Origin of the sequence: Cryobacterium sp. CAN_C2 (assembly GCF_015751745.1) — a bacterium.
Taxonomy (GTDB): Bacteria; Actinomycetota; Actinomycetes; order Actinomycetales; family Microbacteriaceae; genus Cryobacterium.
Window position 1 is genome coordinate 87167 of record NZ_JADOUX010000014.1, and the last position, 21041, is coordinate 108207.

Annotated in this window: 20 protein-coding genes; 4 read left to right on the plus strand and 16 right to left on the minus strand. The window is 65.9% G+C overall.

Features of this window, described 5'->3' with window-relative positions; genetic code table 11:
- Positions 1-33 precede the first annotated feature (33 nt).
- Positions 34-1365 (plus strand): oligosaccharide flippase family protein, encoded by a 1332-nt coding sequence (locus IWX77_RS12030; protein ID WP_196844750.1) that lies wholly within the window; start codon positions 34-36, stop codon positions 1363-1365.
- Here IWX77_RS12030 and IWX77_RS12035 read toward each other — a convergent pair.
- The 16 genes from IWX77_RS12035 to paaA all read right to left on the minus strand — a co-directional run bounded on the left by IWX77_RS12035 (position 1362) and on the right by paaA (position 18229).
- Positions 1362-2345, minus strand: coding sequence for a glycosyltransferase family 2 protein (locus tag IWX77_RS12035; RefSeq protein ID WP_196844751.1), 984 nt, complete (start codon positions 2343-2345; stop codon positions 1362-1364). The genes IWX77_RS12030 and IWX77_RS12035 overlap by 4 nt on opposite strands.
- A gap of 50 nt (positions 2346-2395) precedes the next feature.
- Positions 2396-3352, minus strand: coding sequence for a prolyl aminopeptidase (gene pip / locus IWX77_RS12040; protein ID WP_196844752.1), 957 nt, complete (start codon positions 3350-3352; stop codon positions 2396-2398).
- 37 nt (positions 3353-3389) lie between these two features.
- Positions 3390-4085, minus strand: coding sequence for a response regulator (locus tag IWX77_RS12045; protein ID WP_297413642.1), 696 nt, complete (start codon positions 4083-4085; stop codon positions 3390-3392).
- A complete protein-coding gene (locus IWX77_RS12050) occupies positions 4082-5350 on the minus strand; it encodes a sensor histidine kinase (RefSeq protein ID WP_196844753.1) in 1269 nt (422 codons plus the stop codon). The genes IWX77_RS12045 and IWX77_RS12050 overlap by 4 nt, the downstream gene beginning before the upstream one ends.
- 16 nt (positions 5351-5366) lie before the next feature.
- Positions 5367-6212: an ABC transporter permease gene (locus tag IWX77_RS12055; RefSeq protein ID WP_196844754.1), complete on the minus strand. Its 846-nt coding sequence runs from the start codon at positions 6210-6212 to the stop codon at positions 5367-5369.
- Entirely contained in the window at positions 6209-7147 is a 939-nt protein-coding gene (locus IWX77_RS12060) for an ABC transporter ATP-binding protein (RefSeq protein WP_196844755.1), read from the minus strand. The genes IWX77_RS12055 and IWX77_RS12060 overlap by 4 nt, the downstream gene beginning before the upstream one ends.
- A gap of 146 nt (positions 7148-7293) precedes the next feature.
- Positions 7294-9402 (minus strand): acyl-CoA dehydrogenase family protein, encoded by a 2109-nt coding sequence (locus IWX77_RS12065; protein WP_196844756.1) that lies wholly within the window; start codon positions 9400-9402, stop codon positions 7294-7296.
- A gap of 304 nt (positions 9403-9706) precedes the next feature.
- Positions 9707-11788 carry a DNA helicase RecQ gene (gene recQ, locus IWX77_RS12070; protein WP_196844757.1) on the minus strand — a complete coding sequence of 694 codons (2082 nt, stop codon included), beginning with the start codon at positions 11786-11788 and terminating at the stop codon, positions 9707-9709.
- A 58-nt stretch (positions 11789-11846) separates the two neighbouring features.
- Complete coding sequence (locus IWX77_RS12075; protein ID WP_196844758.1) at positions 11847-12629, minus strand: copper resistance CopC family protein; 783 nt, start codon at positions 12627-12629, stop codon at positions 11847-11849.
- A 102-nt stretch (positions 12630-12731) separates the two neighbouring features.
- Positions 12732-13358: a hypothetical protein gene (locus IWX77_RS12080; RefSeq protein ID WP_196844759.1), complete on the minus strand. Its 627-nt coding sequence runs from the start codon at positions 13356-13358 to the stop codon at positions 12732-12734.
- Between the two features lie 130 nt (positions 13359-13488).
- Positions 13489-14262, minus strand: a complete 774-nt coding sequence (locus IWX77_RS12085; protein WP_196844760.1) for an enoyl-CoA hydratase/isomerase family protein — start codon at positions 14260-14262, stop codon at positions 13489-13491.
- A gap of 80 nt (positions 14263-14342) precedes the next feature.
- Entirely contained in the window at positions 14343-15488 is a 1146-nt protein-coding gene (paaE, locus tag IWX77_RS12090; protein ID WP_442784465.1) for a 1,2-phenylacetyl-CoA epoxidase subunit PaaE, read from the minus strand.
- Positions 15488-16048: a 1,2-phenylacetyl-CoA epoxidase subunit PaaD gene (gene paaD, locus IWX77_RS12095; protein WP_196844762.1), complete on the minus strand. Its 561-nt coding sequence runs from the start codon at positions 16046-16048 to the stop codon at positions 15488-15490. The genes paaE and paaD overlap by 1 nt, the downstream gene beginning before the upstream one ends.
- Positions 16042-16938 carry a 1,2-phenylacetyl-CoA epoxidase subunit PaaC gene (paaC, locus tag IWX77_RS12100; RefSeq protein ID WP_442784464.1) on the minus strand — a complete coding sequence of 299 codons (897 nt, stop codon included), beginning with the start codon at positions 16936-16938 and terminating at the stop codon, positions 16042-16044. Before paaC ends, paaD begins: the two co-directional genes overlap by 7 nt.
- Positions 16935-17240 carry a 1,2-phenylacetyl-CoA epoxidase subunit PaaB gene (paaB, locus tag IWX77_RS12105; RefSeq protein WP_092106867.1) on the minus strand — a complete coding sequence of 102 codons (306 nt, stop codon included), beginning with the start codon at positions 17238-17240 and terminating at the stop codon, positions 16935-16937. Before paaB ends, paaC begins: the two co-directional genes overlap by 4 nt.
- Positions 17237-18229, minus strand: coding sequence for a 1,2-phenylacetyl-CoA epoxidase subunit PaaA (gene paaA / locus IWX77_RS12110; RefSeq protein WP_442784463.1), 993 nt, complete (start codon positions 18227-18229; stop codon positions 17237-17239). The genes paaB and paaA overlap by 4 nt, the downstream gene beginning before the upstream one ends.
- Positions 18230-18450: 221 nt before the next feature.
- On the opposite strand from paaA, the gene paaI reads away from it, so the two are divergent.
- The 3 genes from paaI to IWX77_RS12125 are packed head-to-tail and all read left to right on the plus strand — an operon-like array spanning position 18451 to position 20857.
- Entirely contained in the window at positions 18451-18879 is a 429-nt protein-coding gene (gene paaI / locus IWX77_RS12115) for a hydroxyphenylacetyl-CoA thioesterase PaaI (protein ID WP_196844764.1), read from the plus strand.
- 17 nt (positions 18880-18896) lie between these two features.
- A complete protein-coding gene (gene paaK / locus IWX77_RS12120) occupies positions 18897-20216 on the plus strand; it encodes a phenylacetate--CoA ligase PaaK (protein ID WP_196844765.1) in 1320 nt (439 codons plus the stop codon).
- Between the two features lie 41 nt (positions 20217-20257).
- A complete protein-coding gene (locus IWX77_RS12125; protein ID WP_196844766.1) occupies positions 20258-20857 on the plus strand; it encodes a TetR/AcrR family transcriptional regulator in 600 nt (199 codons plus the stop codon).
- Positions 20858-21041: the final 184 nt, after the last annotated feature.

Genomic DNA, 21041 nt, shown 5'->3' on the forward strand with positions numbered 1-21041 from the left:
GGACCGGCGCCGGCCCAGCGGCCTGCTGAGCCTGTGGCCGGCCCGACCACGCGTCGGGCGGCGGCGTCGAACTCGGTGTCGCGCAACATGACGATTGCGCTGATTGGAAACGCTTTCCCCCCCCTCGTCGCGCTGTTCTCCGGTCCGATCCTGGCCCAGGCCCTCGGTGTCGACGGTCGCGGCGCGGTGGCCGCCGCAACCGCACCACTGGCCCTCGTGGTTACCGTCGCGACCTTCGGCGTTCCCGAAGCTGTCACCTGGGCGATCGCCCGCAACCCCACCCTGGCCCGCAATGCGTCGAACCGGGGCTTGCTGATTCTGGTCGTTGCCGGACTGCTCGCCATGGGCGCCGTCGTGTTGTCGGCCGCCTGGCTCAGCGGCGGTGACCCCACGGTGCAGCAGCTCATCCTGGTGGCCTGCCTGGCCATTGTGCCCAACCTGTTGGTCGGCGTGTTCCGCGGGGTGGCATCCGCTACCCAAAGCTGGCGGCTGGTCGCGCTGGAACGCATCATCACCTCGTCGCTCCGGCTCGCCGTGCTGATTCCGTTCTGGATCACCGGCACCCTGACCCCGCTCGTGGCGACGATTGCCGTGGCGGCTATGCCGGTGACCGGGCTGTTCGTCTATATCGGGCGCATGCGCAGCCTCGACCCGCGCGCCTTCGAGGTGCCCCGGGAGGCGCGCACGGCCGGGCTGCTCAGCTACGGCCTGCGCATCTGGGTCGGCTCGCTGTCGGGAATTCTGCTCTCCCGGCTGGACCAAGTGCTCATGACGCCGTTCGCCGGCACCTATCAGCTCGGGCTGTACGTGGTCGCGGTGAGCGTGAGCGAGCTTCCGCTGATCATTAACCAAGCGGTTCGTGACGTGACCTTCGTGGCGGATGCTGCCGATTCGGTCGACGCACGCCTCGCATCCTCGGCCCGCATTTCGACAATGCTGTGCGGCCTGGCCGCGCTGTTCCTCGGCATCAGCATGCTGTGGTGGCTGCCGTTTCTATTCGGCGAAGATTTTCGGCCGGCGCTGCCGGTGGCCGTCGTGTTGCTCACCGCGGTGGTGCTCGGTACGCCGGGGTCGATCGGCGGTTCCGGCCTGAGCGCGCGCGGACGCCCCGGCCTGCGCAGCATGTCGTTGCTGATCGCCTGCCTGGTGAATATTGGACTGCTGATTCTACTGGCACCACCGCTCGGGGCGATGGGGGCCGCGCTGGCAACCCTGGCCGGCAACCTGATCTCGAGCAACCTGAATCTGATGTTCATGTATCGCAAATTCGGCATCAACCCTCTGCAGTTCTACGGCGTGCGACGCACCGACTTTGTGACCCTGCGCGAATACGCGAAACGGTTCACTCGGCGGCGCAGGCGCTAGTTCGTTCCTGTCGGAGTCGTTCCTGTCGGAGTCGTTCCTGTCGGGGCCGTCGTGGGCCTGGCGGCGGGAGCCGGCCGATAGGCCAGGCCGTCACGCAGCCCCCGAGCCGCAGCAATGAGGGGCTGCAACGAGACGAGCAACTGGCGTCGACCCCCGCGGGAGATGACCTCCCAGGCCGACTGCACGCTGCGGTGACGCCAGCGGCGGCGGTCGTCGTCGTCGAGGTTGCGGGCCGCGTAGACCAGGCGGTTGCGCACGTTGTAGTAGTAGTAGGAGTACGACTTGGCCTGGCCGGCGCTGTGCTGGCCGGCGCCCTGGGTGCCGCCCTGTGCGTGGGTCGCTTGCGCGTTGGCACAGACCGTAACGGCTCCCCCGGCCTGTAACACCCGGTGCGAGAGCTCGACGTCTTCCCAGTACAAAAAATAGTCGTCGCTGAACCCGCCGACCCGGCGCCAGAGCTCGGAACTGATCAGGAGGCAGGCGCCGCTCAGCCACGGCGTGACCCGTGCGCTCACAAAGTCCCCACGTCTGCGAGTCGCGCGCACGCGGCCGTCGGCGAGATACAGATCGCTTCCGTCAAACCACACCGTGCCGTCCGGCCGCAGGATGCGCGGCGATACCAGGGTGAGCGGATGCGCCGTGACAACCTCGAGCAGGCGGGCGACCTGGTCGGCGGGGATGACGGCGTCCGGATTCAACAGAAGAAAGTGGGTGCGGCCGGTCTGCTGCGCCCGCGCGACGCCGAGATTCATTCCACCGCCAAAACCGCGGTTGGTTGGCGACAGCACGTGGTGCCAGCCCTCTCGTTCGGCGAGCGCCGTCACTCTGGCCTGCTCGGCCGCATCGGTGAAGTTGTCAACGACGACGACCTGCAGGCCCGGTGCCGATCGGGACAGCGGTTGCAGGTTCTCTTCGAGCAACGTAGACGACCCGAAATTCACCACCACGACGGCGAGGGAGGCGAAGATCGAGTCGGTCATGGGGTCAGTATTGCAGATCGGTCAGGATTGCCTGATAAATTCTCAGCGCACTAGGCGGCGAAGCGGTCGGTCGCCTCGATGATGGCGTCGAGGATGCCGGGCTGGTCGAAGGCATGGCCGGCGTCGGGAATCAGCTGGAATTCGGCTTCCGGCCAGTTCTTGTGCAGGTCCCACGCGGTGAACGCGGGGGTGCACATGTCATAGCGGCCCTGCACGATGACGCCAGGAATGTCGGCGAGTCGGGACGCGTTGTCGATGAGCTGGTTCGGGGTGAACCAGCCCCGGTTGGCGAAGAAATGGTTTTCGATACGAGCGAATGCCACCGCAAAGGCAGGGTCTGAGAAGTGTGCGATCTTGTCGGGCTCCTGCAGCAGGGTGATCGTCGAGGATTCCCAGGTGGCCCAGGCCACGCCGGCACGTTCGCGCACGAACTGGTCGGGGTCGTGCAGCAGCCGGCCATAAGCCTGAATCAGGTGACCGCGCTCATTTTCGGGAACGGGCGCGAGGAACGACTCCCACAGGTCGGGGTAGATCGCGGCGGCGCCGCCCTCGTAGAACCAGTCGAGCTCGACCGGTCGCAGTGTGAAGATGCCGCGCACGACGAGCTCGGTGACCTTCTCGGGGTGCGTCTCGGCGTAGGCGAGAGCCAAGGTGCTGCCCCACGATCCTCCGCAGACCAGCCAGCGCTCGATGCCGAGGTGCTCGCGCAGTTTTTCCAGGTCGGCCACGAGGGCCCAGGTGGTGTTGACGCTCAGGTCGACGTCGGGCGCGCTCGCGTGCGGCGTGCTGAGGCCGCAGCCACGCTGGTCGAACAGGATGATGCGGTACTTCGCCGGGTCGAACACCCGCCGCTGGTCCGCGCCGGATGCGCCGCCCGGGCCGCCGTGCAGATATACCGCCGGCTTGCCGTCGGGATTGCCCGAGGCCTCCCAGTAGATGGTCTGATTGTCACCGACATCGAGCATGCCGGTTTCGTAGGGTTCACACTCGGGGTAGAAGGTACGCATACCCTGAGCCTATGCCCCGCCCATGGGGCCGCCGGGATCAGCGGCCGACGAGACCCTGCTCGTAGGCCAGAATAACCGCCTGCACCCGGTCCCGCAGGCCGAGTTTGTGCAGGATGCGGCCGACATGGGTTTTCACGGTCGACTCGGAGAGAAAGAACCGCTCGGCCAGTTCGGAGTTGGAGAGTCCCTCGGCGATCGCCAGAAAGACCTCGGTCTCCCGTTCGGTGAGGGCCGCGACGGCGGCCGCAGTATCGGCGTCATGGGCGCCGGCCTGCGGCAGCTGGGTGCCGAAGAGGTCGAGCAGGCGCCGGGTCACCCGCGGTGAAACGGAGGCCTCCCCCGAGACCACCGTGCGAATGGCGTCGATCAGTTCCCCCGGTTCGGCGTTTTTCAGCAGAAAGCCGCTCGCGCCGGCGCGCAACCCACCGAACGCGTACTCGTCGAGGTCAAAGGTCGTGAGGATGATGATGCGGGCTTCCGGCTGGGCCGCCATAATCTGCCGGGTTGCCTCGATGCCGTCGAGTCCCGGCAGGCGCACGTCCATCAGGATGACCTGCGGGCGCACACTCGCGGCGAGCGCAATCGCCTGAGCGCCGTCGCCCGCTTCGGCGACGACGCTGAAGTCGTCTTCGGCCTCAAGCACCATGCGAAAACCCACGCGCAGAAGCGCCTGGTCGTCGACGAGCATGATGCGGATCGGATCGGGCAGCGGGGCCATGCCTGGTCCCGTCATCTCTCCTCGTCGACGGCCGGTTGTCGCGGTTCATTCTCGAAAGTCATAGCGGCGTGCACGCGCCACCCGTCGTGGAGTCCCGCTCCGGCTTCAAAAGTTCCGCCGTAGATAGACACCCGTTCCTGCATGCCGATCAGGCCGCGGCCGAACGCATGAGCGCTCGGTTCGCGGCGCAGCCGACCATTGTCGCTGACCGTGACCTCGGCTCTTCCGGGCGCCGAATTCAGCCGCACCACGACCCGGGTCGGCGTATCGGCGTAGCGCAGCACGTTGGTGAGCGACTCCTGCACCAGCCGAAAGATGGTCAGCTGCACGCTCGGGTTGGTGGGTTCGCGTCCGCTGCGTTCCAACACGACGGGGAGCCCGGTCGATCGAAAGGATTCGACGAGGTCGGCGAGTTGATCGATGCCCGGCTGCGGTGCGAGCGGAACCGGCGCGGTACCGACGTCGAGCACCCCGAGCAGGCGCCGCATCTCGGTCATCGATCGGCGCCCGGTGACAGCAACGTCAAGCATCGCCGCACGGGATCGCCCGATGTCTTTGGCAGCGATGGCATGGGCACCGTCGGCGAGCGCCACCATAACGGACAGACTGTGGGCGACCACGTCGTGCATTTCGGCAGCGATGCGAGACCGCTCGGAGATACGCGAGAACTGCGCCTGTTGGTCGCGTTCGCGGGTCAATTGCGCTGCCAGCTCGAGCAGCGAGGCCACATAGCGTTTGCTGTTGCCCATGTTGACGCCGACCAGGGTGGCGGCGAACATCATGATCGCCACCTGGATGGCCACGGGGATCCAGGGCACCTCGGCCGGATTCACGGTGTGCCACGCGGCCAGACTCGTCAGCACCGTCGACGCACCGAAGCCGATCCAGGCGCTGCGCACGTCGGAGTACACCGCGACAGCGTAGAGCGCGAGGAGCTGAGCCACGAGGTGGGCTTCGCCGTAGTCGGCAAAGGTGAGCAGGCTGACCCAGGTCAGGGCCAGACCGAGCCGCGGCATCCGTCGGCGACAGAACAGGGCAGCGGCCAGGAGCAGCATGATGGCGGCGTTCGGGAGAATATCACGCAGCGGGGCCGGCTCGGCGTCAAGCAGGTTTACAAGAAGGGTGAGCGCCATCGGCACGACGTAGATCAACGCGATGAGCGTGTCGGCCAGGTGCGGATGCCGGGTCCAGAACCGCCGCACGACTCCGGGAGGGGTGGGCAGACGCACGTCTCCCCCCGCTGCGAGTGCGCGCTCGGGGGGAGACGTGTGGGTTCTCATTCTTCGATGGTACGGGTCAGGCGTCGCGGCGCTTGAGCAGCAGGGCGGCCGTACCGAGGCTCACAGCGACCCAGGCGAGAACAACCAGGAACGCCTGCCAGGATTCCATGGTGTTCGGGGTGATCATCTCGGAGCCGGCCACGGTGAACATGAACGGCACGATGTCGGCTACCCACCCGACGAGCATCGAAAAAAGGCCAACGACGGTCGGCAGGAGCAGGATGATTCCAAGCACCGTCGCGATGCCGCCGGCGCTGCTGCGCACGATCGTGCCGATGCCGATGGCGAAGACTGCGATCAGAGCCAGGAACAGCACGTTTCCAAGCAACGGCAGAATCACGTCAACGTCGAATAGGTTCGCGGTGATGTCTTTGGCTCCCAGGATGGGGATGGCCACGAGGTACGACCCGATCACGCTGACCAGGCCCACCACGAAGGTGAATCCGAACAACACGCAGACCTTGGCCCAGAGTGCGGGCAGACGGTTCGGCACCGCGCTGAACGTCGACTTGATCATGCCGCTCGAATACTCACCACTGATCGAGAGCACGCCGAGCACGGCGACGATCAGCTGTCCGAGGCTCAACCCAGATGTTGAGACGATAACGAACATCTGCGCGGTGTCGATACCCATGGCAGCACCGGTGGCCGGGTCGTACCCGGCCGACATGGCAAACGACATCAGCACCGCAATGCCAAGCGCGGCCACGACAACGAGGGAGAAGGTCCAGTATGTGGAGCGCAGGCTCCACAACTTGATCGATTCGGAGCGGAGCAGGCCGGTGAAGCTGAGCCCGGAGCCGGTCGACGCGAAGGATGTGCGCGCAGTGGATGGCGGGGTGGGGTGGGCTACGGTGCTCACCGAGCCGCCTCCGCTTCGGTGGGGGAGGAAGCGTCGCCGGTGCGATACTCCACTTCGTTCTGGGTGAGTTTCATGTAGGCGTCCTCGAGCGAGGCGCTTACCGCGGAGAGTTCGTGCAGGGAGATCTGGGCGGCGGCGGCGCACTCACCAATTTCGGACACGGTCAGTCCGCTGATCTCGAGTACGTCCTGCTCGATGTTGGTGATGGTCACATCCGTCTGCGCCAGCAGGGTTGCGAGGGCCGCGGTGTGCGGGGTGCGTACGCGAACCGTATTCTGGGCAGCCGAGGCGATGATATCGGCGACCGAGGCATCCGCTATCACCCGGCCGCGACCGAGCACGATGAGGTGGTCGGCGGTGAGCGCCATCTCGCTCATGAGGTGCGAGGAGAGCAGCACGGTGCGGCCCTCGGCCGCGAGCTGTCTGGTGAGCTTGCGCACCCACTGCACGCCCTCGGGGTCGAGGCCGTTGACCGGCTCGTCGAGGATGAGCGTGGCCGGGTCGCCGAGCAACGCCGCGGCGATGCCGAGGCGCTGGCCCATGCCGAGCGAGAATCCGCCAGCGCGTTTGCGGGCGACGGACTCGAGGCCGGTGAGATTGATGACCTCGTGTACCCGGCTGGTGGGGATGTTGTGCGTGGCGGCCATGGCGCGCAGGTGGTTGTAGGCGCTGCGACCGGTGTGCACGGCCGTGGCGTCGAGCAGCACGCCGACCTCACGCAGCGGAGCCTTGTGCTCGTGGTACGGTTTGCCGTTGACGATGACCGAGCCGGCGCTGGGACGATCCAGGCCGACGATCATGCGCATCGTTGTGGACTTGCCCGCGCCGTTCGGCCCGAGAAAACCGGTGACCTTGCCCGGTTGCACCACGAAGTCGACCGCGTCGACCGCGGTCTTGCTTCCGTAGTGCTTGGTCAGGGACTGTGCCTGGATCACGACCGCCTCATTCCGTTAGTGGGAGAGCCTCGTTTCACTGCTCTGAAGCCCCCCTATCAAACGGTATGGTCTCCCCTCAATGTGGCGCATCAACCATGGGGATGATTGTGCGCCACCTGTGTCGTACCTGAGTACGACGGGCAGGACTACTTCTTGACCGGCTTCTCGGGGGCGGGCGCGGTCCCAGACGCCCGTTGGGCGGCGTAGTAATCGCGGGCTTCGGTTTGCCGCTCGCGCTCAATGCCACTCGCGATCGTCGCCCGCAGGTGGTCTGGCGAGTAGCCGAACGCGTCGACGAGATCGAGCGCATGCGGTCGAATGCGCGCGATGAGCCGGTCGATGTACGCCGTGACGGCCTGAGCGCGCTGGGCGGAAAGGCGACCGTGGATGAGGTACCAGGCCAGGTTCTTCTCCACCAGGCTGAGGCCGAACAGGTCGCGCAGCCAGGTGAGCACCTGCTTGGTACCGGAATCCGCCGTCGCCTCGAGTGCCCGTGTGAACGACTCCCACTGCAGTAGTTCCCCGTGGGCCCGGGCCGCTTCGATGAGCTCGTTCTGGTGCGCGTTGAACAGGTCGGCGGCCTGCTTCTTGGGCAGTTTGGTGGCGCCGCGCAACTTGCCGGCGACCTCGCCGATCATGCTCTCGACCCGATCGGTGAGCAGCTCGCGCTGCACATCGGCATCGCGAAGGGCGCCGACGGAGCGGGCCGTGGACCCCCGATCGAAAACCGTCTGCCCGAGGGTTCGCAGACCGGTGCCATGGTACGCGCGACCAGCAGCGTGCTGCACGACGTAGCGGGCGAGGGCGCCGACATCCGCTTTGGCGAATTTGCGACTGTAATCAGTGAGCAGTCGCTTGGCAACGAGCTGCAGCAGCACGTTGTTATCGCCCTCGAAGGTCGCGAAGATGTCGAGGTCGGCGCGCAGGCCGACGAGGCGGTTCTCGGCCAGAAATCCGGCGCCGCCGCAGGCTTCGCGGGCCTCCTGCAGGGTGTCGAGCGCGTGCCAGGTGGAGAGCGGCTTGAGCGCGGCGGCGAGGGTCTCCAGGTCTTGCCGGTCGTCGTCGGTGTCGGCCTTGCCGCTGAACACCTCGTCGAACTTCACCAGGAATTCATCGTGCGCGAAGGTCTGCGCGTAGGTCGTGGCGAGGCGCGGGAACAACCGGCGCTGGTGGCGCTGGTAGTCGAGGATGACCTCTTCGTCGGTGTCGCTTCCGGCGGTGAACTGGCGGCGCTGGCTTCCGTAGGTGATCGCGATGGTCAAAGCTAGAGCGGATGCCGCGGTGGCGGCACCGTCGAGCGACACGCGACCCTGCACCAGGGTGCCGAGCATGGTGAAGAAGCGGCGGCCGGGGCTGCCGATCGGGCTGGTGTAGGTGCCGTCTTCGGCGACATCGCCGTACCGGTTGAGCAGGTTTTCGCGCGGGATGCGCACGTTCTCGAAGTGCAGTCGGCCGTTGTCGATGCCGTTGAGGCCACCCTTGAGGCCGTCGTCTTCGCCGCCGACACCGGGCAGGAAGTCGCCGTTCGCGTCGCGAATGGGCAGGTAGAAGGCGTGCACGCCGTGGTTGACGCCCTGGGTGATGAGCTGCGCGAACAGCACGGCGGCGATGCCGTCTTTCGCGGCGTTGCCGAGGTAGTCCTTCCACGCGGCGCGAAACGGGGTGTTGATGACGAACTCGCCGGTGTCGGCGTCGAAGGTCGCGGTGGTGCCGATGCTCGCGACGTCGGAACCGTGGCCAATCTCGGTCATGGCGAATGCCCCGGGAACGCTCAGGTTCATGATACCGGGCAGGTATTTGTCGTGGTGGGTCTTTGTGCCGAGGTGCAGCACGGCGGCACCGAACAGGCCCCACTGCACGCCGCCCTTGATCTGCAGGCTCGGGTCAGCGATGACGAGCTCTTCGAAGCCGGCGATGTTTCCGCCGTGGTCGTCTTGCCCGCCGAGGTGCTTGGGAAAGGCACGCAGCACGTGGCCGTTGGCGGCGAGCACCTTGAGCTGCTCGAGCACGCGCAGGCGGTGGTCAGCCATCGAGAGGCCCTCGATGCGCTGCATGTCGGGGCGCGCGGTGACTTCACGGGCGGCGAGGCGCACGTCGGCCCAGGTGCCGAGCAGCTGACGTCCGAGTACCTCAACATTGACCGCCGGGGCGGTCGGGTCGCCGATGGACTTGATCGGGCCGGTGTCAACGCTGACGTCGAGGCGAGGGTCGATCGTCGTCGATCGGCTGCTGAGGCGCAGGGCCGTGTCAACCATGGTTGGTCCTAACTGTTCGCGCGAGAGTGGTGATCGCAACGTTAGGACCGCAGGTCACGGTCGCGAAATGCCCGGTACCCCGACGACAACGATATATGCCGCCCACGGCATCCGTTTTGTAGGTTCACTACAACTCAGAGCCGCGCAGACCTGCGCACCCCCACAAGGACCTAGCCAATTGGCACCCGGCTCGGCCCGGGAGACTTGAGACGTTGAAACGATTTATTTAGATCAATACTCACAGTTCGGCGAGCGGGAGATGCTGAGATGAGGCGGTTCGGGGACCAGGGAACTAAAATTGCGATCAGGCGGACGCGACGACGACCTCGAGCAGGGCTTCTCCGTAGGCCTCAAGTTTCTTGGCGCCGATGCCGGTGATGCCGTCGAGGGCCGCGAGGGTGGTGGGGCCGGCCGCGGCGACGGCGATCAGTGTCGCGTCGCCGAAGACGATGTAGGCGGGCACGCCCTGCTCCTTCGACTCCGCCGAGCGCCAAACGCGCAGCGCCTCGAACAGGGTTTCCTGAGCCGTACTGAGGTCGGCGGCAGCAACCTTCGCCGCGCTGGGGCGGCGTGCGGCGCTTGAACGTGCGGGGCGGTCGGGTTCACGCCGCAACTGCACCTCGCGGCCGCCGCTGAGAACCTCGGCCGCGGCATCCGTCAGCACCAGGGTGCCGTATTCACCGGAGGTGGCGAGCAGGCCTTGGGCCAGCATCTGCCGGACGACGCCGCGCCAAGCCTGGTCGCTGAGATCGGCGCCGAGTCCCCAGGTGCTGAGAGCAGAGTGTCCGTATTGGGTGGCGCGGGGGGTTTCTTTGCCGCGGAGAATGTCGATGAGGTGACCGGCGCCGAACTTCTGGTTGCGTTCACGCTGCAGGCGCACAATGGTGGAGAGCAGTTTCTGGGCGGGAATGGTGCCGTTCCAGGCCTCGGGAGGCTCCAGGCAGGTGTCGCAGTTGCCGCAGGATTCGCTGGTCTGACCGAAGTAGCGCAGCAGGTTCACGCGGCGACAATGCACCGTTTCGCACAGGGCAAGCATGGCGTCGAGGTGGGCGGAGAGTTTGCGCCGATGGCCGAGGTCGCCGGGCGATTCGTCGATCATGCGGCGCTGCTGCACCACGTCTTGCAGGCCGTAGGCGAGCCAGGCGGTGGCCGGGGCGCCGTCACGTCCAGCGCGACCGGTCTCCTGGTAGTAACCCTCGACCGATTTGGGCAGGTCGATGTGGGCAACGAAACGCACGTCGGGCTTGTCGATTCCCATGCCGAACGCGATCGTGGCGACGATAACGACGCCCTCCTCACGCAGGAACCTGGACTGGGTGCGGGCGCGCAAGCCCGCGTCGAGACCGGCGTGGTACGGCAGAGCGTTCACACCATTCGCGCGCAGAAACTCGGCGGTCTGGTCGACGGTCTTGCGGCTGAGGGCGTAAACGATTCCAGCGTCGCCGGGGTGCTCGGTCTTCAGGAATGCCAGCAGCTGCTTGCGCACCTCGGCCTTGCCGACGATACGGTACTGAATATTGGGTCGGTCAAAGCTCGCCACGAAGTGCTTGGCGTCGCCCAGCTGCAGGCGGGTTGTGATCTCCTGGTGCGTGGCATCGGTCGCCGTCGCGGTGAGGGCGATGCGCGGCACGTCGGGCCAGCGGTCAGCGAGTTCACTGAGAGCCAGGTAGTCCGGCCGAAAATCGTGACCCCACTGCGATACACAGTGGGCCTCGTCGATGGCGAACAGGGCGATGGTTCCGCGGTCAAGCAGCCGTTTGGTGGCCTCGTTGGAGAGTCGCTCGGGGGCGACGTAGAGCAGGTCCAGGTCGCCGTTCAGGTAGTCGCGCTCGACCTGGCTACGGGTCGCGGAATCTTGGCTGGAGTTCAGAAATTCGGCACGTACGCCGACGGCGGTGAGTGCGTCAACCTGGTCTTGCATCAGGGCGATGAGCGGCGACACCACGATGCCGGTACCCGCACGCACGAGGGCGGGAATCTGATAACAGAGGCTCTTGCCGCCGCCGGTCGGCATGAGCACGACGGCGTCCTCGCCGTCGACGACCTGCGCGATAATCTCGGCCTGGTCGCCACGGAATGAGTCGTAGCCGAAGACGGTGTGCAATGCTTCGGCGGCGGTGGCGAATTTGCGTGTCGCGGCGCGAACCGGTGCCGCGGCGCGAGTCGCAGGCCGGGTCGCGGTGGTCTGGTGTGAAGCGGATGCTGCGCCCGCGTACGCGGGCTGCCGCCCGCTGAATTGCGGGTCTGCTTCGGGGGGTGGTGCGTCAAAGTCGTCGGGGGCGTCGAAATCGCTCGGTGGTTCAGAGGAGCTCGGTGGTTCAGTAGAGCTCGGTGGTTCGACGTCGTCAGGGTTCCATGGCAGCTCAGCGTTCCAACTCACCTGCATAACTTTACCCGCGCCCCCTGACACGTTCCCGCACCGAGCGAGTGTGCACCAGCGAGAGTCAGGGGCGGGTTTTGCGACGCAGTATGACGAGGGTTGCTCCCACAACGAGCAGCACTGCGCCGAAGGCTCCCCCCATCCAGGCGATGGTTTGAAGGGTGCTGTCGTTAGCGCCAGAACCGGTCGTTCCGGCAGCTGCGGGGGGCGAGGTGGCCGCATCCGCTTCGGTTCCGCAAGACGGAGCAGTAGCCGCCCCGTCGGCAAGCGACTGGTCTGGAGCCGGCTGCCAGTCAAAGGTGAACTCGTCGGAGATCGAGTGGCCGTCGGTGGAGACCGTTTGCCAGATCACCGTGTACAGCCCGGCCGCGCCAAGTTGAGCCGCAGTTTCGACCGTGGCACCGGAGACGGTTGCGCACCCATCACCATAAAACAGCGGCGCGCTGGCGGGCCCGGTGATGACGATCGCACTGCCCGAGCCTGTTCCGCCTAGATCGAGCAACAGATCACTGGTGGTGACCGAGAACACTCCGGGTTGCTCGGTCACGACCGCGTCGGCGGTTGGAGATGAGCCAACGGCCGAGTTGTGAGCCGATGCGGGAGCCGCTCCCCAGCCGAGGGCCCCGGCTACGACGACGACCGCGAACACGGCTCGGGCCGTACGGCGACCCGTCGGACCGGCCGGCCGGCGATGCGCACGTCGAACCATGCGGGGAGTCACTCTGCCAAGCGTCGTGTTGCCGCGCACGGTATTCGACCGACTGCTCGCGGCGAGCGGGGAGGCGAGCGCGAGCGTGGCGGCAGCGGTACGGTCAGTTGCAGCGAAAATGGGGGTCGTGAACTTCATGATGATCCTTCGGCGTGGGGTGCCCGGCGTGAGCCGACCGGAGCAGAGTGAAGCCTCTGGTACTCGTTCGGGGCGGCGGGGAAGATGGTCTGGTCTGCTGGGTCAGGCGACGAGCGCGGCGGCAGGCGGACCACGGTGGCGCATGGGAGAGAGCACAAGAGCCAGATCTCGCGGCGTCCGTACCGGGGCATCGTGCGCGATGCGCAGCGGGGCCGCCACCGATACCCTGCACCGGGCCGACCTGAACAGGCTACGGATACCCAGGTGAAGGTTGTCAACGAGACCCCAGAACGCGCGTTCCCCGAAACGCAGGGCGAGGACCGTCACGATCGCAGCGCCGAGGTGAGCGAGCCACATGGCGGTACCGTCATGCCCACCGTGGGGGGCCGGGGGCACGAGCGCAGCATTGATCAGGCCGGGCAGCACCTCATGCTGGTGCGTGCCCGACGCGGCGATTGCCTCAGAAGACAGGGCGCCGCCCGATGCCCCGAGCGAGAACAGCCCGTGAAAAATGAACTGGCTGATTAAAACGGATGCGACGCCGCGCCAGAATGACAGGGTGCGGCCCGCGAGGGTGACACACACCATGCCAGCGAAGGCGAGCGACATCACGACCGCCAGCAGGCTGGGCGCTGATGCGCCACCGAGAGCGTGTGAGAGAGCGGCGACAAAAGTCGAGAACAGGGCAACTATCCAGCCGCGCGCGAAGCGGGCCCACCGCGTCGTCATATCTTTCGTACCTCCACCTCACCAGAGTACGTCGCGTCGACCGCCAAATACTCCTTCTGCCGCTCCCACAATCCGCGACCTGGTGAACGTGCGCGCAGGTCAGCGGGATCCGTCTGACCGGCGCCCAGCTTCAGGCGCGGCCGGTGAAGGAGGGTTTGCGCTTCTGTTGGAACGCGGCAAACCCCTCACGGTAGTCGCCGGTGGCGCAGAGCGCGGCCTGGGCGGCGGTCTCGTCGCTCATGCTCTGCCAGAGTCCGAGCCGTTCGTCGCGCAGCGACTGCACGAGCGCCTTGCTCGCGAGAAATGCCTGCGTTGCACCGGATGCCGCGCGCGAGGCCGCCTGCACGGTCGCCTCGGTCAGGTCCACGGCCGGAAATACCTGGCTGAAAAGGCCGCCGGCTACGGCTTCGGCCCCGGACATGAGCCGCCCGCTGTAGATCAGGTCGAGGGTGCGGTGCGCGCCGAGGCGTTCCACGAACAGGGCGTGCCCGCCCGAGTCAAGCGTCGCGCCAAGGTTCGCGAACGGCGAGCCGATCTGTGCGGAGTCGGCGACGTAGACGACGTCAGTGGCGATGAGCAGGCCCAGGCCCACTCCGAGGCACGCGCCGTGCGCGGCCGCGAAGGTCGGCGCCGGAAACCGGTTCATTCGTTGCAGCAGCGGCGTGACGAGGTCGCCGAGGTAGCCGAGCACGTCGTCGGTTTGCGGATCGACCGCTGAAATGTCTCGGCCGGCACAGAAAGCCCGGCCCACACCGCGCAGCACGAGCGCGCGCACGCCGGCCCGCTCGGCGGTCTGGTAGGCCAAGTCGAGCTCCACGATCGCAGCCTCATCGAGGGCGTTGAGCTTGTCGGGCGCGTTCAGCACCACGTGCGCGACGTCCTTGTTTATCGAGAGCTCAATCACGGCATCCGCTTTCTTCGGTGTTAGGCGTCACGGTGTTAAACGTCACGGTGTTAAACGTCACGGTGTTAAACGTCACGGTGTTAAACGTCGTAGTCGACGACCACGGTGTCGGTGGTCGGGTGCGACTGGCAGGTCAGCACGTAACCGCGGGCGAGTTCTTCGGGCTCGAGCGCGTAGTTCTCGGTCATCGTGACGTCGCCGCTGACCAGTTTGGCGCGGCAGGTTCCGCAGACTCCGCCTGCGCAGGCGAACGGCACATCGGAACGCACGCGCAGGGCAGCGTTCAGGATGCTCTCATTCGCGTTGACCGGGGTGGTGACGGTGTTGCTCTGGCCGTCGAGGGTGAACTCGATCTGGAAGGTCTTATCACCCGTGCCGATGATGACCGGCCGTCCGCGGTCGCCGCTAGCCGCCGAGGGCTCACCGGTCGTGAACAGCTCGAAGCGCACGCGCGCACGCTCGACTCCGGTGCTTTCCAGCGTGTCGCGGCACAGCTGCACCAGTTCGAACGGGCCACACAGAAACCACTCGTCGACCGAGGTCGGGCGCAGAATCGTGTCGAGCATGCGCCGAAACTTTTCTTCGTCGATGCGCCCGGACAGCAACGACGAGGAGCGCTGCTCGCGGGACAGTACGTGGTAAAGCGCGAGGCGGGCCGGGTACCGGTCTTTGAGTTCGGCCAGTTCGTCGAGGAACATCACGTCAAGCGCCGTGCGGTTGGTATAGACGAGCGTGAACAGTGATGTCGTCGAGGCGGAGAGCACGGTGTGCGCGAGGGCCATGAGTGGGGTGATTCCCGAGCCGGCGGCGACGCCGACGACGTGCTTGTGGTCGAGGCTCTGCAGGGTCGAGGTGAAGCTGCCCTGCGGGCTCATCACATCGATTTCGTCGCCGGGGTGCAGTTCACTGTTGGCCCAGGTGGAGAACGCGCCACCGAGGTCACGTTTGATCGCGACGCTGATCGAACCCGATGTCGCCGGCCGACAGATCGAGTAACTGCGACGCAGCTCCTGGCCATCGACCGTGGCGCGCAGGGCGAGGTGCTGGCCCGGCAGATAGTCGAAAGCGCCCTGCAATTTGGGCGGAACGGTGAAGGTGACCTCGACGCTGTCGGCGGTGAGCGGGCGCACTTCGGCCACCGTGAGGGTGTGGAAACGCCCGCGGTGCTTGACCGACGCCAGGGTCGTGGCGCTCTGGTTGACGGATTCGAGACGTGTTGCAGCCACTAGAGCACCTTGAAGTAGTCGAACGGCTCGAGGCAGTCTCGGCATTCGTAGAGAGACTTGCAGGAGGTGGAACCGAAGTGAGCGAGCTCGCGGGTATTGAGCGAGGAACAGCGCGGGCATTTCACGGCCAGTTGTAGCCGGATCGGACCGGCCGGGCCGGAACCGCGCACGGTCGCACGCCCGGTAGGAGCGGCGATGCCGTATTCGCGGAGCTTGGCTTTGCCGATCTCGCTCATCCAGTCGGTGGTCCAGGCCGGGCTGAGCACGAGCTGCACCGACACATTCTCGTAGCCGGCGCCCGTGAGCACCTCGAGAACGTCGTCGCGCATGGCATCCATGGCGGGGCATCCACTGTAGGTCGGCGTCAGGGTGACAGCGACCGCGTCGCTGCTGACTTTCACCGAGCGCAGTACGCCGAGGTCTTCGATCGTGAGCACCGGAATCTCGGGGTCGACGACCTGGGCGGCAACCGCCCATGCGGCGAGCGACACCGCGTCGGTGGGACGGGGGCGGGCCAGGGCCTCGTGCAGCTCAGACGAGTGGCGGTCGGTGGTCACCATGATGCTCCGGGGTGGGCGCGGGTGAGCACCTGCATTTCGGCGAGGAGAAAGGCGAGGTGCTCGGAGTGCGTGCCGGTGCGGCCGCCACCGGAGGCTACAAATCCGCGCGCAATTTCGAGCTCGGCCTCGGCCAGCACCGGCGCGATGGCGGCGTCAAACGCCGAACGCAGGGTCGAAGGGCGAACCGCGATTCCTTCGAGACGGTCGATGAGCGGGTTGTCGCGAAAGACCTCGTCCACGTAGGGCCACAGGTCGGACAGCGCGGTGATCATGCGACGGCGCGACTCGTCGGTGCCGTGCGCGAGGCGCAGCACCCATTGGGTGGAGTGGTCGCGGTGGTAGTCGACCTCTTTCACCGCTTTGGCCGCGATCGCGGCGAGGGTCGCGTCAGCGGATGCCCGCAGCCGGCTGTACAGCTCGAACAGATAATGGGCCACGATGAACTGGCGCGCGATCGTGTGGGCGAAGTCGCCGTTGGGCTGCTCGACGATGTGCAGCGACCGAAAATCCGGCTCGGTGCGCCAGTAGGCGAGGTCGTCCTCGGTCCGGTTCGATGCGGTGCCGGCGTAGTGCAGCAGGGAACGAGCGTGCCCGATCAGGTCGAGGGCGACGTTGCCGAGGGCGACGTCTTCTTCAAGCTCGGGTGCGCGGGAGATCCAGGCGCCGAGCTGCTGGGCCAAAATGAGCGAGTCGTCGCCGAGCCACAGGGCGTATTCCGCCACGTCCGCCGTGGCGACGGACGGGCCCTCAATAAGCTCGGCGTCGAGCGTGGTGACATCGACCGCGACGTGGCCGTGGTCGTCGACGTGGCCGTGGTCGTCGGCGTGGCCGTGGTCGTCGGCGTGGCTGTCGGCATGGCTGTCGGCGTCAGAATTGATGCGTTCACTCACAGGTGCTTCACTCCCTCGCTCTTGGAGTAGTAGCTCGCGTGGCGGTAGTTCTTGCCAGCGGGTGATTCAAAGAAGGCGCCCTTGGCGTCGGGGTCACTCGTGGTGATGGCAGCGGCGGGAACGACCCAGACCGAGACGCCCTCACTGCGGCGGGTGTACAAGTCACGCGCATTGCGCACGGCGAGGGTCTCGTCGGGAGCGTGCAGCGAGCCGACGTGCACGTGGCTGAGGCCGCGGTTGGATCGAACGAACACCTCCCAAAGGGGCCAGATTTCTGCTGCAGAATCACCGGGAGTGGTCATGAGGCTGCCATTTCGAGAGTGGTGGTGAGTGCGTACTGCTTGCGGGCGTAGGCCGCGGCGGCTTCGCGCACCCACTGGCCTTCCTCGTGGGCGTCGCGTCGGCGCTGCAAACGCTGGGCATTGTTCGGGCCACGACCGGCGAGCACCTCGTGGAACTCGGTCCAGTCGATCTCACCGAGATCCCACTGCTGGGTCACCTCGTTGAAGTGCAGGTCGGGGTCGGGCAGGGTGACGCCGAGCACGGCGGCCTGGGGGACGAGCATGTTCACGAAGCGCTGACGGAGGTCGTCGTTGGAGTGCCGCTTGATCTTCCAGGCCATCGACTGCGCCGAGTTGGGCGAGTCGTCATCGGGTGGGCCGAACATCATGAGCGCGGGCCAGTACCAACGGTTGACCGAGTCCTGAGCCATCTCACGCTGCTCCTCGGTGCCGGCCATGAGCTCGAGCAGAATCTCGAAGCCCTGACGCTGGTGAAAGGACTCCTCCTTGCAGATGCGCACCATCGCGCGGCCGTAGGGACCATAGGAGGCCCGGCAGAGCGGCACCTGGTTGCAGATGGCGGCACCGTCGACGAGCCAACCGATCGAGCCCATGTCAGCCCAGGTCGGGGTCGGGTAGTTGAAGATCGAGGAGTATCGCGCCTTGCCGGCGATGAGAGCATCCGTCATGTCGTCGCGGGTGGCACCGAGGGTTTGCGCGGCGGAGTAGAGGTACAGTCCGTGACCGGCTTCGTCCTGCACCTTGGCCATGAGGATGGCCTTGCGCTTGAGACTTGGGGCGCGAGTGATCCAGTTCGACTCGGGCTGCATACCGATGATCTCGGAATGCGCGTGCTGTGAGATCTGGCGCACGAGCGACTTGCGGTACCCCTCGGGCATCCAGTCGCGCGGCTCAATGCGCGAGTCCGCTTCGATCAAGTCGTTGAACTGCTGCTCTTCGACGCTGATAGCGACGGTTGCGCTCGTATCGGGCGTGATGGTGCTTGTCATCATCGGCTCCTGGTCTGCGTTGACTGCGGTGGTCGTGGAGAGTGCGGGCGGCGCTACGGTAATGCGCGTTGAGAATTTTGCGCACTGGTCGGCAATCTATTACCAACCGATCGTTCAGTTAGTATATAGTCACATTATCGGGCGGGCAACCCCCGAGGACATGAGCTTCATCAGCGCAACGCTGATCGCTCACCGCACGGCAACTCAACGAGGAGAACCGAATGACCGAAGCACTGCCCGTCGGCAGCCAGGCCATGATGCAGCGCGACCGGGCATCCGCTTCTCTCGGCATGATCGTGCTCCGTAACGAGCCGGGCCATTCCGTCGTCTCGATGATCGTGCGCGACGATATGCTCAACGGTTTCGATGTGACCCACGGCGGCTTCGTCTTCGCCCTCGCCGACACGGCCTTCGCTATTGCCTGCAACGATTCGCACCACGTCACGCTCGCTGCTGGCGCCGACATCACATTCTTGAAGCCGACAACGAGCGGCCAGAATCTCACCGCGACCGCGATACTGCGCGTGAAAAGCGGCCGCAACGGCATCTATGACGTACGCGTCACCGTCGATAACGATGTGACGGTGGCCGAATTTCGCGGCCGCAGCCGCACCACCAACCTGTCCGTCCCCGCCCGCAACCACCTCTAGCCCTTCCGGAAGGCATCATGTCAACGCTGACCAAGACCCGTCTGCACGCACCGGCACTCGCGGAACTCGATGCGGCCGAGCGGATGTCCCGCGACGAGATCCGTGCGCTTCAGCTCACGCGCCTTCAGCACACCGTGCGGCACGCCTACGAGAACGTTCCCCTGTATACGCGCAAGTTTGATGCTGCCGGTGTGCACCCCGATGATATTCGCACGCTCGAAGACGTGGCGCTGCTGCCCTTCACGACCAAGGAAGACCTGCGCGTCTCCTATCCGTTCGGCATGTTCGCGGTACCCATGGACCAGGTAGCGCGCATTCACACTTCCTCGGGCACGACCGGGCTGCCGACCGTCGTCGGGTACACCAAGAACGACCTCGCGATTTGGTCTGGCCTGGTGGCCCGCAGCCTACGTGCCTCAGGCGTGCGCCCCGGTATGAAAGTCCACAACGCCTACGGGTATGGCCTGTTCACCGGCGGGCTCGGCGCCCACGCCGGTATTGAAGCGCTCGGCGCCTGCGCCATCCCGATGTCCGGCGGGCAGACCAACAAGCAGGTGCAAATGATCACCGACTTCGAGCCGGACGTCATTCTGTCGACGCCGAGCTATCTGCTCACCATCACCGACGCCATGGTCGCTGCCGGCCTCGATCCGCGCCGTTCCAGCCTCAAGGCCGGTGTGCTCGGAGCTGAGCCGTGGACCAACCAGATGCGCCTCGAACTTGAGGGTCGCCTCGACTTTGATGCGCTCGACATCTATGGCCTCAGTGAAGTCATGGGCCCGGGCGTCGGCAATGAGTGCATCGAGTCGAAAGATGGCCCGCACCTGTGGGAAGACCATTTTCTGCCCGAAATCATCAACGGTGATACCGGCGTCACGCTGCCCGATGGTGAAACTGGCGAGCTCGTCTTCACCTCCCTCACCAAGGAGGCGTTTCCGGTCATCCGTTATCGCACGCGCGACCTGACCCGACTGCTGCCCGGCACCGCCCGGCCGGGTATGCGCCGCATGGAGAAGATCACCGGCCGCAATGACGACATGATCATTCTGCGTGGGGTGAACCTCTTTCCGACCCAGATCGAAGAGATCGTTCTCGGCATTGAGCACCTTTCGCCGCATTTCGTGCTCGAACTGACCCGTCCGTCGCGCATGGACGAGCTGACCGTGCGCATCGAACGGCACGACCACGCCGACGATGCCGCTTCGGCGGCTGCCCGCGCCCTGCTCATCGCCCTGATCAAGGATCGAATCGGTTCGAGTGTCGACGTGCTCATCGTCGAACCGGGCACCCTGGAACGCAGCACCGGCAAGCACAAGCGCGTCTACGACCTGCGCTAGGCGGTCGTAGACGGCACGCCTGCGTGAGAGACTCAGTATCTATGCCTGACGTACATACGCCCAAACGCGGACGCCCCGGTTACGACCAGCGCGCCATTCTCGAAATCGCGGTCACCGCGTTCAACGAGTTCGGCTACGACGCCACGTCTATGGGAGTGCTCGCAACGCGCCTGAGTCTCTCGAAAGCGGCCATTTACCACCACTTTTCCTCCAAGGAAGAAGTGCTACAGCTCGCCCTCGACGAGGCCCTCAACGGCCTCGAGGGCGTGTTGTTGGAACCGGGGGCCTTGACCGGCAGCGCGATTGACCGCCTGGCCTACGTCCTTCGCGGCGGCGTGCACGTACTCACGTCACGCCTGCCATACGTCACCCTGCTTCTGCGTGTGCGCGGAAACACCGACGTTGAACGTCTCGCCCTCACCCGCCGCCGCGCTTTCGACCGCACCGTCTCGGCGCTCGTCGTCGAGGCTCGCGACGAGGGCTCGCTGCGCAGCGACATCGACCCGCGGGTCGTCACGCGTCTGCTCTTCGGCATGGTCAACTCCATTGCCGAGTGGTACCGCCCCGAGGGCACCGAAGATACCGCCCAGCTCGCTAAAGACGTGCTCGCCGTGGCTCTGGACGGTCTTCGCCGCCGCTGACGTCGGGTGGCCTTTGATCGTGCTCCGGCACCCGCGGTGGTCTCGGCAGGCTCGACGAACGGCGTTGCTGGTTAACGCAGGAAAGCCATCCCGTGAGGGATGGCTTTCCTGTTTGTTGCGACGTTAAGTCCGGCGGTGTCTTACTCTCCCACAGGGTCCCCCCTGCAGTACCATCAGCGCTGAG

Coding starts and splice junctions, on each gene's coding strand:
- paaD (WP_196844762.1), bottom strand. CDS start 16,048: ATGGTGACCACCGACCGCCACTCGTCTGAGCTGCACGAGGCCCTGGCC.
- paaB (WP_092106867.1), bottom strand. CDS start 17,240: ATGACCACTCCCGGTGATTCTGCAGCAGAAATCTGGCCCCTTTGGGAG.
- IWX77_RS12035 (WP_196844751.1), bottom strand. CDS start 2,345: ATGACCGACTCGATCTTCGCCTCCCTCGCCGTCGTGGTGGTGAATTTC.
- recQ (WP_196844757.1), bottom strand. CDS start 11,788: ATGCAGGTGAGTTGGAACGCTGAGCTGCCATGGAACCCTGACGACGTC.
- IWX77_RS12065 (WP_196844756.1), bottom strand. CDS start 9,402: ATGGTTGACACGGCCCTGCGCCTCAGCAGCCGATCGACGACGATCGAC.
- IWX77_RS12075 (WP_196844758.1), bottom strand. CDS start 12,629: ATGAAGTTCACGACCCCCATTTTCGCTGCAACTGACCGTACCGCTGCC.
- pip (WP_196844752.1), bottom strand. CDS start 3,352: ATGCGTACCTTCTACCCCGAGTGTGAACCCTACGAAACCGGCATGCTC.
- paaK (WP_196844765.1), top strand. CDS start 18,897: ATGTCAACGCTGACCAAGACCCGTCTGCACGCACCGGCACTCGCGGAA.
- IWX77_RS12125 (WP_196844766.1), top strand. CDS start 20,258: ATGCCTGACGTACATACGCCCAAACGCGGACGCCCCGGTTACGACCAG.
- IWX77_RS12050 (WP_196844753.1), bottom strand. CDS start 5,350: ATGAGAACCCACACGTCTCCCCCCGAGCGCGCACTCGCAGCGGGGGGA.
- IWX77_RS12080 (WP_196844759.1), bottom strand. CDS start 13,358: ATGACGACGCGGTGGGCCCGCTTCGCGCGCGGCTGGATAGTTGCCCTG.
- paaI (WP_196844764.1), top strand. CDS start 18,451: ATGACCGAAGCACTGCCCGTCGGCAGCCAGGCCATGATGCAGCGCGAC.
- paaA (WP_442784463.1), bottom strand. CDS start 18,229: ATGACAAGCACCATCACGCCCGATACGAGCGCAACCGTCGCTATCAGC.
- IWX77_RS12045 (WP_297413642.1), bottom strand. CDS start 4,085: ATGACGGGACCAGGCATGGCCCCGCTGCCCGATCCGATCCGCATCATG.